Source organism: Burkholderia sp. Bp9031, from assembly GCF_003857965.1.
In the GTDB taxonomy this organism is placed as follows: Bacteria; Pseudomonadota; Gammaproteobacteria; order Burkholderiales; family Burkholderiaceae; genus Burkholderia; species Burkholderia ambifaria_A.
Genome location: NZ_QTPW01000020.1, coordinates 22551 through 37431 on the forward strand (window position 1 = coordinate 22551; position 14881 = coordinate 37431).

General features: G+C 67.0%; 11 protein-coding genes. 5 read left to right on the forward strand and 6 right to left on the reverse strand.

Features of this window, described 5'->3' with window-relative positions; genetic code table 11:
* Window positions 1-55 precede the first annotated feature (55 nt).
* The 4 genes from DIE15_RS23545 (at window position 56) to pntB (ending at window position 5633) form a co-directional block, all read left to right on the forward strand.
* Entirely contained in the window at window positions 56-1285 is a 1230-nt protein-coding gene (locus tag DIE15_RS23545) for a Xaa-Pro peptidase family protein (RefSeq protein ID WP_124834473.1), read from the forward strand.
* Window positions 1286-1439: 154 nt separating this feature from the next.
* Entirely contained in the window at window positions 1440-2030 is a 591-nt protein-coding gene (locus tag DIE15_RS23550; RefSeq protein WP_124834474.1) for a dimethylsulfoniopropionate lyase, read from the forward strand.
* A gap of 575 nt (window positions 2031-2605) precedes the next feature.
* Entirely contained in the window at window positions 2606-4207 is a 1602-nt protein-coding gene (locus DIE15_RS23555) for a Re/Si-specific NAD(P)(+) transhydrogenase subunit alpha (RefSeq protein ID WP_057927692.1), read from the forward strand.
* Window positions 4208-4220: 13 nt separating this feature from the next.
* On the forward strand, window positions 4221-5633 hold the full coding sequence (pntB, locus tag DIE15_RS23560; protein ID WP_057927691.1) for a Re/Si-specific NAD(P)(+) transhydrogenase subunit beta: 1413 nt from the start codon (window positions 4221-4223) through the stop codon (window positions 5631-5633).
* 190 nt (window positions 5634-5823) lie between these two features.
* Here pntB and DIE15_RS23565 read toward each other — a convergent pair whose 3' ends face one another.
* Together DIE15_RS23565 and DIE15_RS23570 are read right to left on the reverse strand one after the other, a co-directional pair.
* Window positions 5824-6993 carry an AraC family transcriptional regulator gene (locus DIE15_RS23565; RefSeq protein WP_124834475.1) on the reverse strand — a complete coding sequence of 390 codons (1170 nt, stop codon included), beginning with the start codon at window positions 6991-6993 and terminating at the stop codon, window positions 5824-5826.
* Window positions 6993-8627, reverse strand: a complete 1635-nt coding sequence (locus tag DIE15_RS23570; RefSeq protein WP_124834476.1) for an AMP-binding protein — start codon at window positions 8625-8627, stop codon at window positions 6993-6995. The genes DIE15_RS23565 and DIE15_RS23570 overlap by 1 nt, the downstream gene beginning before the upstream one ends.
* A 319-nt stretch (window positions 8628-8946) precedes the next feature.
* Here DIE15_RS23570 and DIE15_RS23575 point away from each other — a divergent pair, with 319 nt between their 5' ends.
* Entirely contained in the window at window positions 8947-10047 is a 1101-nt protein-coding gene (locus DIE15_RS23575; RefSeq protein WP_124834477.1) for an AraC family transcriptional regulator, read from the forward strand.
* 27 nt (window positions 10048-10074) lie between these two features.
* On the opposite strand, the gene DIE15_RS23580 is transcribed toward DIE15_RS23575, so the two are convergent.
* The 4 genes from DIE15_RS23580 to DIE15_RS23600 form a co-directional block, all read right to left on the reverse strand.
* Entirely contained in the window at window positions 10075-11568 is a 1494-nt protein-coding gene (locus tag DIE15_RS23580) for a HAMP domain-containing sensor histidine kinase (protein WP_124834478.1), read from the reverse strand.
* Window positions 11568-12287, reverse strand: a complete 720-nt coding sequence (locus DIE15_RS23585; protein ID WP_124834479.1) for a response regulator transcription factor — start codon at window positions 12285-12287, stop codon at window positions 11568-11570. The genes DIE15_RS23580 and DIE15_RS23585 overlap by 1 nt, the downstream gene beginning before the upstream one ends.
* A gap of 1053 nt (window positions 12288-13340) precedes the next feature.
* Entirely contained in the window at window positions 13341-13589 is a 249-nt protein-coding gene (locus DIE15_RS23595) for an acyl carrier protein (RefSeq protein WP_057927685.1), read from the reverse strand.
* Window positions 13583-14806, reverse strand: a complete 1224-nt coding sequence (locus tag DIE15_RS23600) for a beta-ketoacyl synthase (protein WP_063791555.1) — start codon at window positions 14804-14806, stop codon at window positions 13583-13585. The genes DIE15_RS23595 and DIE15_RS23600 overlap by 7 nt, the downstream gene beginning before the upstream one ends.
* Between the last annotated feature and the right edge of the window lie 75 nt (window positions 14807-14881).

Consider the following 14881-nt stretch of genomic DNA (forward strand, 5'->3'; position numbering starts at 1 on the left):
GCTCACGCCGCATTCCCTGCAAACGCACCATCAGAACAACCCCAGGAGGCACAGTATGGCGGGCGATCAGCTCCTAGATGTAAGCAGTGCTATTAATTCGCATGACAAGGATGCCGTCTTGCGCGACGTACGCGCATACCGGTTGGCCCGGGTTCAGGAGCAACTGCTCGCGCACAAGATCCCGGCGATCCTGCTGTACGACCCGGTCAACATTCGCTACGCGACCGATACGTCGAACATGCAGGTGTGGGCCGGGCGCAACCCCGCACGCTACGTGATGGTGTTCGCCACCGGGCGCATCGTCGCGTGGGAATTCCACAGCAGCGAGCACGTGTGGGACGGCCTGAATCTCGATGTGGAACTGCGCGGTGCGGTCAGCTGGACCTACTTCAATGCCGGCCCCGATGCGGAGCAGCGCGCCGAGACGTGGGGTGCCGAAATCGTCGACGTGTTCCGCAAGCACGCGCCGGGCGAGCGCTTCCTGGCCGTCGATCGCCTCGACCCGTTCGGCACCGCGTATCTGGAGAAGCACGGACTCACGCTGACGGACGGCCAGGCGCTGATGGAAACCGCCCGGCTCATCAAGTCGTCGGGCGAGCTCGTGTTGATCGGCGAATCGCTGCGCACCGCCGAGAAAGGGATCGAGCGGATGCGGCGCGAACTGCGCCCGGGCCTGACCGAGAACGACATCTGGGCGAACCTGCATTACGAGAACATCCGCCATGGCGGCGAATGGATCGAAACGCGCCTGCTCGCGTCCGGCGACCGGACGAATCCGTGGATGCACGAGTGTTCGTCGCGGGTGCTCGAGGCGGGCGACCTGCTCGCGTTCGATACCGACATGGTCGGGCCGAACGGTTATTGCTCCGACATCTCCCGTACCTGGCTCGTCGGCGACGGCCGCCCGTCGGACGAGCAACGCAAGCTGTACGAATACGCGTATGCACAGGTGCATTTCAACATGGATCTGCTGCGGCCCGGCATGACGTTCCGCGAGTTCTCGGAAAAGGCGTGGAAGATCCCCGACCCGTTCGTGGAGAACCGCTACTGCTGCCTGGCGCACGGCATCGGGATGGTCGACGAGTATCCGTCGATCGCGCACCAGGTCGACTGGGACAGCGCGGGTTACGACGGCCGGTTCGAGATCGGTATGACGGTCTGCGTCGAAAGCTATATCGGCGCGCAAGGCGGCAGCCAGGGCGTCAAGCTCGAACAGCAGGTCGTGCTGACCGAGCACGGCTGCGTGTCGCTGACCGACTGCGCATTCGAAACCGACTGGCTGTAAAGAAGGCGATGCGGGCCGCGGGCCGGACGTCAACAGCGGCGCATGCATGGCGGCCGGTGCCAAATCGGACGCCCTTTTTCGCTTTCAGGACCCGCGCGTTTCTGCGTAGACTTTCGTTTCATCAAGCCAAGTGGCCGCAGGAGCAGAGACCAGCATGAGTGAACGCCCGAAGAACATCGCGGATTTCGTCCGGATCGCCGGCGAGCTGTTCCAGTCGGACAAGCTGCCACCCGCCGCGCGCACGTTCGCGCCGCAAGTATTCGCCCGGCTGCAGACGCCGTCGGACAACGGAACACGGCTCGCGGTGCGCTACCCCGCATGCGACTGGCTCGACCGCGCGCTCGAGTCGGTCGCGCGCGTCGACCCGACGTTCGCCACCGTCGCGCAACTGATCAAGTCGCTCGAGCCCGAGGTGGGTTGGTCGCGTCGCACGTCGGGAAAGGACGGCAGTCCGAACTACATCGACGGGCACGTGAACGGGATGATCTGCGGGCCCGGCGGCGCGGAAAGCCGCGACGACATCCAGCTCGGCTTCTCGCTGATGATGCCCAACGTCCGATATCCGGATCATGGCCACGCACCGGAGGAAGCGTACGTGCTCATGACCGCCGGTGAATTCCGGCAGCAAAACGGCGCATGGTTCGATCCCGGGATCGGCGGCGGCATCCACAACGCGCGTGGTGCACTGCATGCGATGCGTTCGGGCGACGCGCCGTTCCTCGCGATCTGGTGTCTGCTCAATTGATCGGGTAATCGACGCGACAGGCTGGCAGGCCGCCTGCGGTCGGTGGTCAGCGGTCCGTCGTCAGCAGCCGGGCATTGGCCTACCGGTCGGTCGGGATGGCTTCAGGCCGCTGACGAATGACGCGCCTGCGTGTCGAGATCAGCCGGATCGTGCCCGGTGTGCGTGATCCGATTCAACGCCAGGACCGCCGACGGAAGCCGGCCATGGGAACCCTCAAAGGAAGCCGGCTATGGGAAACTCGTGCGGTGCCGCCACGCGCCTGCCGGGTCACGCAACGACGTCGCACCACGACAGCGGCAGTCTGCGCACCTCGTCGACATCCGTTCGGCCGATGCGATACGGCCCGCGCGTGGATAAAACGCAACAGTACAACTGCAGAGGCGCCCGACGCACTCGATGCGCTCGCATCCTCGATAGTGCCGTCGTTATAAGGCATACTCTGTTCGCACCCAGCGAACGATCGTTTCATTTCTTGACGCAAACTCTCGCGTGATCCACTAAACACACACACGATTCTGGTACCTTGACGCACCGGCCCGAGCGCATCGCGACGGCCATCACCCATCTTTCATACTATGACATTACAGATTGGGATTCCTCTGGAGACAGCCACCGGCGAACGGCGCGTTGCGACCGTACCGGAAGTGGTCGAGAAACTGATCAAGCTGGGGTTTTCGGTGGCCGTCCAAAGCGGCGCCGGTGCCGGCGCGAATTTTGACGACGATACGTACCGCGCAGCCGGTGCGAGCATCGCCGCCACGGCGGCCGAGCTCTGGTCCGGCAGCGACATCGTGTTCAAGGTGCGCCCGCCGAGTGCCGACGAAGTCGCGCTGATGCGCGAAGGCGGCACGCTGATCGGCTTCGTGTGGCCGGCACAGAACCCCGAACTGATGCAGCAGCTGGCCGCGAAGCGCGCCACGGTGCTGGCGATCGATTCGCTGCCGCGCACGCTGTCGCGCGCGCAGAAGATGGACGCGCTCACGTCGATGGCCGGCATCAGCGGCTACCGCGCGGTGATCGAGGCCGCCCACGCGTTCGGCCGCTTCCTGAACGGCCAGGTCACGGCGGCCGGCAAGATTCCGCCGGCCAAGGTCTTCATCGCCGGTGCCGGCGTCGCGGGCCTCGCCGCGATCGGCACGGCCGCGAGCCTCGGTGCGATCGTGCGCGCGAACGACACGCGCGCCGAGGTGGCCGATCAGGTCAAGTCACTGGGCGGCGAGTTCGTCAAGGTCGACTACGAAGAGGAAGGCTCGGGCGGCGGCGGTTACGCGAAGGTGATGAGCGAAGGCTTCCAGCAGGCCCAGCGCGCGATGTATGCGCAGCAGGCCAAGGATGCCGACATCATCATCACCACCGCGCTGATCCCCGGCAAGCCGGCGCCGAAGCTGATCACCGCCGAGATGGTGCGGTCGATGAAGCCCGGCAGCGTGATCGTCGACATGGCCGCCGAACAAGGCGGCAACTGCGAACTCACGGTGCCCGGCGAGGCGGTCGTGCGCCACGGCGTGACCATCGTCGGCTATACCGATCTCGCGTCGCGCCTGTCGCGGCAGTCGTCCACGCTGTACGGGACCAACCTGCTGCGCGTGGTCGAGGAGCTGTGCAAGACCAAGGACGGCACGATCAACGTCGACTTCGACGACGACGCGATCCGCGGCCTCACGGTCATCAAGGAAGGCAACGTCACGTGGCCACCGCCGCCGATCAAGCAGGCGGCCGTCGCACCCAAGCCCCCGGCGGCGGCCCCCGCCGCGGCCGCGCCGGCGAAGTCCAAGGGCCACGGTCACAGCGGCGAGCCGATGTCGGCCAAGGCGCTCGCGATCGTGTTCGCGATCGGCGCGCTGGCGTTCCTGCTGGTCGGCCAGTTCGCGCCGGCCAGCTTCCTGTCGCACTTCACGGTGTTCGTGCTCGCGTGCTTCGTCGGCTACATGGTGATCTGGAACGTCACGCCGTCGCTGCACACGCCGCTGATGAGCGTGACCAACGCGATCTCGTCGATCATCGCGATCGGCGCGCTCGTGCAGGTCGCACCGCCGCTGGGCGAGCTGGCCAACGCCGGCGATCGTCCGTCCGGGCTGATCCTCGGTCTCGCGGTGGGCGCGCTCACGCTCACGGCCGTCAACATGTTCGGCGGCTTCGCGGTCACGCGGCGCATGCTGGCGATGTTCCGTAAATAAGGGGACAACAATAATGACTTCCAACCTGACTACCGTCTCCTATATCGGCGCCGCGATCCTGTTCATTCTCAGCCTCGGCGGGCTGGCCAATCCCGAGACCGCGCGCCGCGGCAACCTGCTCGGCATGATCGGCATGCTGATCGCCGTGCTGGCCACCGTGGCCGGTCCGCGCGTGTCGGCCGCGGGCATTCCGTACGTGATCGCCGCGCTGGTCGTCGGCGGTGCGGTCGGCCTGTACGCCGCGAAGAAGGTGCAGATGACGCAGATGCCGGAACTGGTCGCGCTGATGCACAGCCTGGTCGGTTTCGCGGCCTGCCTGGTGGGCTTCGCGAGCTATATCGACACGTCGCTGCAGCTCACCGGCGCCGAGAAGGCCATCCATGAAGTGGAAATCTACGTCGGCATCCTGATCGGCGCGATCACCTTCGCGGGCTCGGTGATCGCGTTCGGCAAGCTGTCGGGCAAGATCGGCGGCAAGCCACTGCTGCTCCCGGCGCGGCACTGGCTGAACCTGGCCGCGCTGCTGATCGTGATCTACTACGGCCGCGCGTTCCTGCATGCGGAAAGCATCCAGGACGGCATGCTGCCGCTCGCCGTGATGACCGTGATCTCGCTGCTGTTCGGCGTGCACATGGTGATGGCGATCGGCGGCGCGGACATGCCCGTCGTGGTGTCGATGCTCAACAGCTACTCGGGGTGGGCGGCGGCGGCCACCGGCTTCATGCTCGGCAACGACCTGCTGATCGTGATCGGCGCGCTGGTCGGCTCGTCCGGTGCGATCCTGTCGTACATCATGTGCCGCGCGATGAACCGCAACTTCATCAGCGTGATCGCGGGCGGCTTCGGCAGCGGCGCGGGCGCACCGGCGGCAGCCGGCGGCGCTGCGCAGCCGGCCGGCGAAGCGGTCGCGGTGAGCGCGGCGGAAACGGCCGAGCTGCTGCGCGAGGCGAAGCGCGTGATCATCGTGCCGGGCTACGGGATGGCCGTGGCGCAAGCCCAGCACACGGTGTTCGAACTGACGAAGCTGCTGCGCGAGAAGGGCGTCGACGTGCGTTTCGCGATTCACCCGGTCGCGGGCCGCATGCCGGGCCACATGAACGTGCTGCTGGCCGAGGCGAAGGTGCCGTATGACATCGTGCTCGAAATGGACGAGATCAACGGCGACTTCCCCGAGGCCGACGTGTCGATGGTGATCGGCGCGAACGACATCGTGAACCCGGCCGCGCAGGACGACCCGGCGAGCCCGATCGCCGGCATGCCGGTGCTGGAAGTGTGGAAGGCGAAGACGTCGATCGTGATGAAGCGCAGCATGGCGTCCGGCTATGCGGGCGTCGACAATCCGCTGTTCTACAAGGACAACAACCGCATGTTGTTCGGCGATGCGAAGTCGATGCTCAATGAAATCTTCGGCGCACTGAAAGCCTGAGTGCGGCCACGCGCGCGGAGCGGGCAACCGGCCCGTTTCAGCAGCGCGTGGACCCAATGACCCGTCGGCCCGTCACGCATCGGCAGTGCGTGACGGGCCGACGCACATCCGCGGTACCGGAACGACGGGGAGCCATCCATGGGATCGCACGAAGGATGCCGGTTATGGGAGCGCGCTTGAAAAACCCGTGCTATGCGCGCCGCCGGTAAGTCCCCGGCGTACTCCCCGTCCAGTGGCGGAATGCGCGATGAAACGCGCTCGGATCGTCGAAGCCGATATCGGCGCCGATCGCCGCGATCGTGTCGAGCGTGTCGGTGAGCCGCTGGATCGCGATGTCGCGCCGCAGTTCATCCTTGAGCGCCTGGAACGTCGTGCCTTCGGCGGCCAGATGGCGGCTCAGCGTGCGCACCGAGCAATGCAGATGCTCGGCTGCCTGATCGATCACCGGCAGGTCGGGCAGCGCCGCCGACAGGTATTGCCGCACGCGATGGCACACGAGCTGTTCGCTGAACGATTCGAAGATCCAGTCGCCGGGCGCGCGCGCGAGGAACTTGCGCAGGTTGCGCTTGCTTTGCCGGATCGGCGCATCGAGGTAGTCGGCGCTGAAGCGCATCAGCGTGCGTTCGCAATCGAACTGCACGGAGCCGGAGAAGAAATAAAGATGCTCGACCGCATGGCGCGGCCGCGGGCACGCGAACTCGATCTTCAGCAGCGGGATCTTCTGCCCGATCAGCCAGGAACACACGCCGTGCACGAGCTTGAGCATCAGCTCCTGGCCGAGCGCGCCGATCGGGCCGACGGCCGGGTTCGGCCGCAGCAGCACCTGCGCGACCAGGCCGTCGCGCTTCGATTCGACGAAGAAGTCGTCGAGCAGGATATGGAAGAACTGGCCGAAGCGATGCAGCGCCGTTTCGAGGTTGCGCGCATCGAGCAGGCTCAGGCACAGGTACTTCAGCGTGCCGCCGCGCAGCGGGCGCGAGAAGATGCCCGGCATCTCGTCGTCGAGGTCGATCGCGAGCGTGCGGTACAGCGTCGAGAACTGCTCTTCCGTCACGCGCGCATGCGGCTCGCCAAGCAGCTCGAGCGGAATGCCGGCGCCGCGCAGGTAGCGCTCGACCACGTCGCGCTGCGCGCCCGCGCTGGCCAGAAAACCGTTGACGAGCGAGATCGGCACCGTCGCGCTCGGCGACGGCAGCGCACGCCCGGGCCGGGCGGAAGGTGAGTCTGAACCGGTCATCGCGTCCCCATCGGTCGAACCGCTCGCATTGTACTGGAGCGGCCCGGACCGGGCTTTCGGGACATGCGCGGCATGCGGCGCACCGGCCCGCGCGCCGCCGGGCGCGCGGCGCTTCGGCACCATCAGTCGGCGCGGCTGAGTTCCCGGCGCAGGATCTTGCCGACCGTCGACTTCGGCAGCCGGTCGACCAGGCGGATCAGCTTCGGCACCTTGTAGGCCGCGAGGTTGGCACGGCAATGCGCGACGATCTCCGCTTCGGTCACGGCCGCATCCGCAGCGAGCACCACGAACAGCTTGACGGCCTCGCCGGTGCGCCCGTCGGGCACGCCGATGCATGCGCATTCGGCGACGCCCGGCAGTGCGGTCGCGACCGCTTCCACCTCGTTCGGATAGACGTTGAAGCCCGACACGATGATCATGTCCTTCTTGCGGTCGACGATCTTCAGGAAGCCGGCCGCGTCGAACACGCCGATGTCGCCGGTGCGGAAGTAGCCGTCCGCGGTGAAGGCGGTCGCATTCGCCTCCGGCTTCTGCCAGTAGCCGCCCATCACTTGCGGCCCCTGCACGCAGATCTCGCCCGCTTCGCCGATCGCCACCTCGCGATCCTGGTCGTCCAGCAGCTTCACGTCGGTCGACGGCAGCGGCAGGCCCGTCGTGCCCGTGAACGCGTCGATCGACTGCGGATTGAACGTGACCACCGGCGACGTTTCCGACAGCCCGTACCCTTCGCGAATGAAGTTGCCCGTCACCGCCTTCCAGCGCGCTGAGATCACGTCGATCACCGCCGCGCCGCCGCCGGCCGACAGCTTGAGCCGCGACCAGTCGACCTCCTTCAGCCGCGGATGGCCGGCGAGCCCCGCATACAGCGTATTGACGCCGACGAACACCGACGGCCGCGCGTCCTTCAGCACGTCGATGAAGCCGTCCATGTCGCGCGGATTCGCGACCAGCCAGTTCTCCGCGCCGATCGCGAAGTAGGACAGGAAGTTCACCGTCAGCGCGAAGATGTGATACAGCGGGATCGCCGTGACGACGACCTCCTCGCCCGGCCGCCGCGCGGCCGGCACGATTGCGCCGAACTGCTCGATGTTCGCGACCAGGTTGCGGTGCGACAGCGCAGCGCCCTTCGACAGCCCCGTCGTGCCGCCCGTGTACTGCAGCAGCAACAGATCGTCGCCGCGGAGCGCGACCGGCTCGAAGGCGAGCGCTTCGCCCGCGGCAAGCGCATCCGCGAGCGCGATCGAGCCGGGCGGCAGCGCGTCGCACGCGCCGGCCGGCGCATCGACGATACCGAGATCGCCGCGGCCCACGCTCAGCACGGTCCGCATGCGCGTCTTGCCGACCACGTCGGCGAACGTGCCCATCGAGCCGCCGCACACCACGGCCACTTCGACGCCCGCGTCGTTGAGCTGATGCTCGAGCTCGTGCGCGGTGTAGAACGGGTTCACGTTGACCTGGATCGCACCGATCCGCGCGAGCGCGACGAACACCACCGGAAACGCGAGCACGTTGGGCAGCATCACGGCCACGCGGTCGCCCTTGCGCACGCCCACGACCTGCTGCAGGTAGGCGGCCAGCGCGCTCGACAGGCGGTCGACGTCGGCGTAGGTGAGCGTGCGGCCGAACGCGCGGAACGCGGGACGCTCGGCGAAGCGGCGCATCGTGTCGTCCAGCAGCGCGGTTACGGAAGGATGGCGATCGGCATCGATCTCGGCGGGGATCGAGCCGTACGACCCGATCCAGTGTCTCTTCGTCATGTCCTGCTCCTCGGGGGACGGCGCCGGGCAGCGCCGTTCGCACGGCGGCCCGCGCACCGGATGGGCGCAGGCCGCCGCCTGACCGACGACTATCGCCCGCCGGACAGGCTTTGAAAATGATCCGGACGGTCGAAAAGATGATCGAAACGGACACGCCGGCGCGCAGCGGGCCGCCTGACGCCGCTTCCGTCCATGCATCGGTCCCGCCGTGTCGGGCCGTGCATACTCATGCTCATCAGGGTGAACCCTATGGCGCCGCAGCGCGTTCCGGCGCAGAATCGCGCACCGGAACGATATCGAATCGGACGCAGAACCCGCCATGCCGCGCAGTGCGCTCTTGAAACCGACGGCCACCGGCACCGCCTCGCTGCCGGACGCCCTGCCCGCCCACGCGTCGCGCGAGAAGCGCTTCTCGCCGGCCAAGCTGGCCGTGCTCGTCAGCGTCACCCAGGAACTCGGCCTCGACCCGGCCGCCGTGCTCGACGGCACCGGCCTGTCGCCGGACGCCGTCGCCGATCCGTTCACGCTCACGTCGTCGCTGCAGTTCCTGACCGCCGCGCGCAATGCGATCGACCGCTACGACGGCACCGATCTCGGCGTGCGCGTCGGCCGTCGGCTGCACGCGTCGAGCTACGGGATGTACGGCTACGCGATGCTGTGCTCGGAATCGCTCGCGCGTGCGTTCGATTCGGCCGTCAAATATCATCAGCTCGCGAACGGCATGCTCGCGATCCGCTGGGTCGAACAGGGCGACACCGCGTCGTGGCTGTTCCCGGATCCGCACGAAGCCGCGCTGCCCGAGCCGGACCTGCCGCTGTATCGCTTCCTGATCGACATGCAGTTCGCGCTGCACGTGACGATCATCAAGGACGTGATGGGTGCATGGTGCGTGCCGGCCCGCGCGCAGTTCGCGCAGCCTCAGCCGGCGCACGCGGCGCAGCTCGCCGACGCGCTCGAATGCCCGATCGCGTTCGACCAGCCGCACCATATGCTGAGCTACCCGGCCGCGTGGCTCACGCGCGCGCCGCAACTCGCGAACCCGATCACCGCCGCGCAGGTGTCGTCGCACTGCGCGCGCCTGCTCGACGAATTGCGCAGCCAGGCCGGCGTCACGCGGCGCGTATACCAGGAACTCACGCGCACGCCCGGGCAGTTTCCGGACATCGACGCGATCGCCGACACGCTGTGCATGACGTCGCGTACGCTGCGCCGCAAGCTCGACGCCGAAGGCACGTCGTACAGCGAGTTGCTGACGAGCGTGCGCAAGGCGCTCGCGATCGATTACCTGAGCACCACGACGCTCAGCACCGAGGACATCGCGCTGACGCTCGGCTTCAGCGATGCGGTCGGGTTCCGCCACGCGTTCAAGCGCTGGACCGGCACGACACCGAGCGACGTGCGGCGCAAGCGCGGCGGGTAAGCGCGCGCCAGCGCTTCGTCGCCGGTTTCAGCGCGTTTCGCCGGGCGCCGGATGCGCGACCGGCAGCGCAAACTCGAACACCGCACCGCGCCCGTCCCGATCGACGAGCCGGATTGCGCTGCCGTTGAGCGCCAGCATCCGGTGCACGATCAGCAGCCCGAGCCCGCCGCTCGTCGCCGCGCCGCCGCTCATCGGCCGCTGCGGCCGCTGGAACAGCCCTTCGCGCCGCGCTGGCGGAATCCCTTCGCCGGTATCCGACACGGTCACCACCACGCGATCGTCCTGCGGCGTCAGCGCCACTTCGACTTCGCCGTGCTGCGGCGTGTGCCGCAATGCGTTGTCGAGGAGATTGGTCAGCACGCGCTCGATCATCCCGAGATCGGCCGACACGACCGGCACGCGCGGCGGGATCCGCGCATGCAGCGCGATGCCGCGCGACTGCGCGGCCAGCTCGAACTTCTGGAAGATGTCCTGCACGAGATCGACGAGCGAGAACGGCTCGCGCTCGGCCTGCACGCCGCCCGATTCGAGCCGCGCGAGTTCGAACAGCGCCTGCGCGAGCCGGCCGACCTTCGTGCTCTGCGCGAGTGCGATCGACAGGTAGCGGCGGCGCTCGGTCTCGGCGAGCGTATCGGACTTCAGCGACAGCGTTTCCAGATAGCCGTGCAGCGACGTCAGCGGCGTGCGCAGGTCGTGCGAGATGTTCGTGATCAGTTCGCGCCGCTGCTGGTCCTGGCGCGTCAGCGCGCGCCACTGGTCGCCGATCCGGTCGGCCATCTGCGCGAACGCGGATTCGAGCACCGCGATGTCGTCGCCGCGCCGCCCGGGCGGCGAGCGCGGCACCGGCGGCTGCGTGTCCGGCGCGCCGTTCGCGTCGAAGCGGCGCATCGCGTCGGTCAGCCGGCGCAGCGGGCGCGTGATGAAGCTGAACGCGGTCAGGCCCGCGAGCAGGCCCAGCAGCGCGACCACCGCCATCGACCACAGCGTCGTGCGCAGCACGTTGCCGGCGTCGACGCGCGCGGCGAGCCGGTCGTGCGCTTCGCCGAGCAGCACCACGTAGATGTAGCCCGACGGCGGCTGCCCGGCGAGCTGCAGCGGCGCCGCGCTGAACACCTTGCGCGCGTCGGGGCTGCGCGGATCGTCGCCGAGGATCGGCAGCGGCTCGCCCGCGATGAAGCGCTGCACCGGCGCAAGGTCGACGCGGTCGCGCTTCACGTGGCCGGGCGGCGCGTCGTCGCCCTTGATCCGCCCCGCGTTGTCGAGCAGATATACCTCGACGCTCGGGTTCACGCCCATCAGCTGGCCGAACAGCGTGCGCACGGCATCCGGACGCAACCCGTTCGCGTCCATCAGCGGCGCGCTGCTCGCGATGTGCGCGGCGAGATCGCGCGACAGCCCCTGCACGACTTCCTTCTCGCGCATATCGTTCGCACGGATCTGCAGCCACGCCGACGCGCCCGAGCACGCGAGCAGCAGCACCGCGAACACGCACGACAGCCGCTGGGTGAGGGTCAGTTTCATCAGGTGGCCCGCTGGTCTGGCGCGGCGAGCTTGTAGCCGCGTCCCCACACGGTGAGAATCCGCACGGGCTCGGCCGGATCGGCCTCGATCTTCGCGCGCAGCCGGTTGATGTGGGTGTTCACCGTGTGCTCGTAGCCTTCGTGGCGGTAGCCCCACACGGCGTTCAGCAGGTCCATCCGCGAGAACACCTTGCCCGGATGCCGCGCGAAGAAATACAGCAGGTCGAACTCGCGCGGCGTGAGGTCGATGCGCGTGCCGTCGACGGTAGCTTCCCGCGCGATCGGGTCGATCGACAGCCCGGCGACGTCGAGCGTGCCCGCGTCGATCCGCGAATCGCGCGCGAGCGCGTCGACGCGCCGCAGCAGCGCCTTGACCCGCGCGACAAGTTCGAGCACCGAGAACGGTTTCGCCAGGTAGTCGTCGGCGCCGAGTTCGAGGCCGAGGATCCGGTGCACCTCGCTCGAACGCGCGCTCGTGATGATGATCGGCGTGTAGCGCGCCATCGCGCGTGCGCGCCGGCAGATTTCCAGGCCGTCGACGCCGGGCAGCATCAGGTCGAGGATCAGCGCGTCCCAGTTGCCCTGTTCGAGCAGGCGCAGTCCTTCCGTGCCGTCGGCGCTGTGCACGACTTCGTAACGCTCGTCGCGCAGGTGCAGGCTCAACACGTCGGCGATGTCGGCGTCGTCTTCGACGATCAGGATGCGTTTCGGGTGGTCCATGGCGGTCGGCGGCGGCACGTCGGTAGGGGCTCGGGTCGGTTTCGAAGGTTCGATCTGGCCGCCCCTGCGGGCCGGAAGGCCGGGTTGCCGGGGAGGCGAATGGCGGCAGCAACGCCGCGTTGTCGCCATTGTGCAAAATTTTGCGGCGGGCAGGGGTCACATTTCATTTAACTTTGAATTGTGCCTGTGACCTGAGCCAATGCCCGCAAGGCTTTCCGATGCGGCCCCTAAAACGAAACTTCCCCTACCGCAGTCCGAACACTAAAAAGCAGACGCGACACGTTCTGAGCGATGGAGCACGCCCGCGCATGACGTTCGGTATGGTTAACCCACCGGCTTGTAACCGGAAAGGGTTACCTCGCCCGGCCGGTCCCATGCAGTAAGCGTAATACTTGACCGGACACATACGCGCTTTGCAACTTCAGGTTGAGGCCGAGCCTCGAGCGTCGCACGGCAACGTACATCGCGATGCCCTCGAGATTCTCGTGGCAGATATCAATCTGCTCATCGGTCAGGATGCGCGGCGAGTCGGAGCCGCCCTCCTGCGTCTGACCCGTTACGGCGAGTGTGAACACGCCCGCGGTGGTCGTAAAATTGAGCAGCAGCCTGCTCGTATGCCACGGATCCTCGGTAGCGGAGAGCGGGCGTTATTGGTGTGGAGCGTTCAGAGCCCGGAGTAAGGGGCAGCGAACAATGCCCCGATTCTCGCCGGGTCATGCGTTTCGAAAATGTGCAGGTCCTCGCGCGCAAAGAATGCCGCCTTATCGGGCGGCACGACGCGAATTCAATCGCCCTCGTGTCGCTGCGCTCGCCGACGCGCTGCTGCTCCGGACGGGCAGCGCGTATGTCGAGGTCGATCAAGGCGGCCGATGGACAACATCATCAAAAATCCCGATCGAATCGGTAGGCCTTGGCGAACATGACCTCGCCTCAGACATAAAGCTGACAGCGAACTTCATGCAACATCCCGTAACGGTCTCGTTTGCGCGTGGCCCACTCGCTCGGCGACGCGTGCGGCGCCTCACGTTCGATCACCGCGCGCCACGGCAAGCGTCAGGTCAATGAACGAATCAAATACGCCTGAATTTCTCCGACCGTGCGCAATGGCGCCAAAGCGGACTGATTGAGTTTAACGCCCAGCCCTTCCTCGATTGCCACGCCGAGATCGATGGCATCCAGGCTGTCGAGATCGAGATCTTCTTTCAGGCGAGCTTCCGGCACGATCACGTCCACGTTCAACTCGAACACATCGACCAGGACGCGTTGAATGATGGCCTGAATTTCGACGGGATTCGTCACCATGATTTGGTCTCCAGAATAAGACTTGCATTCGTCCCGCCGAATCCGAACGAGTTCGACATGATCGTCCGCACGCGTGCATCGCGTGCGTGCCGTACGAGATCGAGTTCCGCGCACGCAGGATCCGGTTCGCCGAGATTCGCGTTCGCGGCGATGAATCCGTGCTCAGCCATCAGCAGGCTATATGCGACCTCCGATGCACCGGCCATCCAGCACTCATGCCCGGTCATTCCCTTCGTCGACGATACCGGCGGCCGCGCGTCGCCGAACACGTCGAGAATCGCCGCGGCTTCGGCAACGTCTCCGGACGGCGTCGAAGTTGCATGCGCATTCACGTAGTCGATGTCTGCCGGTGCGAAGTTCGCGTATCTCAGCGCGTCGCGCATGCAGCGCCGCGCGCCCTCTCCGTCCGGCAGCGTCAGATGCCGGCCATCGGACGAGAACGCGTACGAACGCAGCATCGCGCGCACGCGGGCCGAGCGTGCCTGCGCATGTCGCAACGACTCCAGCACCAACATCGCACCGCCGCCGCTCGGCACGAGCCCGTCGCGATTCGCGGAAAACGGCCGCGATGCCTGTGCCGGCTCGCCGCTCCATGTTGAAAATGCACCCAGTCCGTCGAATGCGCACATCCCGGCCCAGTTCAGTTCCTGCACGCCACCGACCACGACGATGTCCTGTCGGCCGCTTTCGATCAACATGCTGGCCTGGCCGATTGCATGAGCACCGGATGCGCACGCACCGGACACGGTCCAGCACGCGCCCCCGGTACCGAGCAGAACCGACAGACACATGCTCGCGGACGAGTTCATCGCCTCGACCACCGCCGACGAGCCGAGCAGACGTGTCGTGCCCACGCTGCGCGTGTCATCGCACGCGCGGCGCACCGCATCCGCACTGGAGTCGTTTCCGACGATTACACCGGCTTCCGGTCGACGCAGCGCGTCGCGCGATAGTGCCGCATCGTCGAGCGCCCGCAGCGCGGCTACCGCACCGTACAGCGCGGGCTCTGCCATCCCCCGTCGATCCTTGCGGCTCAGCCTCTCTGCCGGATCGAACCCCGTGATTGCCCCCGTGAGCGCGCACTGAAAACCGAGCGCCTCGCGCTCCGGGTCGCGCACCACGCCACTGCGCCCTTCGCGCAATGCCGTGGCGACGGTATCCAGGTCTTGCCCGAGGCAAGAGACGAGTCCAATGCCGGTGATGACTACGCGTTCCATGGTTCGCATCCAGATCCGGGTGCATACATAGGTTGTTCAAGCCGGTCGGGAAGTACCGTGCACGTGTGCCTCGGC

What these genes read in the sequence shown, in the direction of transcription:
- DIE15_RS23545 (WP_124834473.1), top strand. Translation starts at nt 56, where the DNA reads ATGGCGGGCGATCAGCTCCTAGATGTAAGCAGTGCTATTAATTCGCAT.
- DIE15_RS23550 (WP_124834474.1), top strand. Translation starts at nt 1,440, where the DNA reads ATGAGTGAACGCCCGAAGAACATCGCGGATTTCGTCCGGATCGCCGGC.
- DIE15_RS23555 (WP_057927692.1), top strand. Translation starts at nt 2,606, where the DNA reads ATGACATTACAGATTGGGATTCCTCTGGAGACAGCCACCGGCGAACGG.
- pntB (WP_057927691.1), top strand. Translation starts at nt 4,221, where the DNA reads ATGACTTCCAACCTGACTACCGTCTCCTATATCGGCGCCGCGATCCTG.
- DIE15_RS23565 (WP_124834475.1), bottom strand. Translation starts at nt 6,993, where the DNA reads ATGGTGCCGAAGCGCCGCGCGCCCGGCGGCGCGCGGGCCGGTGCGCCG.
- DIE15_RS23570 (WP_124834476.1), bottom strand. Translation starts at nt 8,627, where the DNA reads ATGACGAAGAGACACTGGATCGGGTCGTACGGCTCGATCCCCGCCGAG.
- DIE15_RS23575 (WP_124834477.1), top strand. Translation starts at nt 8,947, where the DNA reads ATGCCGCGCAGTGCGCTCTTGAAACCGACGGCCACCGGCACCGCCTCG.
- DIE15_RS23580 (WP_124834478.1), bottom strand. Translation starts at nt 11,568, where the DNA reads ATGAAACTGACCCTCACCCAGCGGCTGTCGTGCGTGTTCGCGGTGCTG.
- DIE15_RS23585 (WP_124834479.1), bottom strand. Translation starts at nt 12,287, where the DNA reads ATGGACCACCCGAAACGCATCCTGATCGTCGAAGACGACGCCGACATC.
- DIE15_RS23595 (WP_057927685.1), bottom strand. Translation starts at nt 13,589, where the DNA reads ATGGTGACGAATCCCGTCGAAATTCAGGCCATCATTCAACGCGTCCTG.
- DIE15_RS23600 (WP_063791555.1), bottom strand. Translation starts at nt 14,806, where the DNA reads ATGGAACGCGTAGTCATCACCGGCATTGGACTCGTCTCTTGCCTCGGG.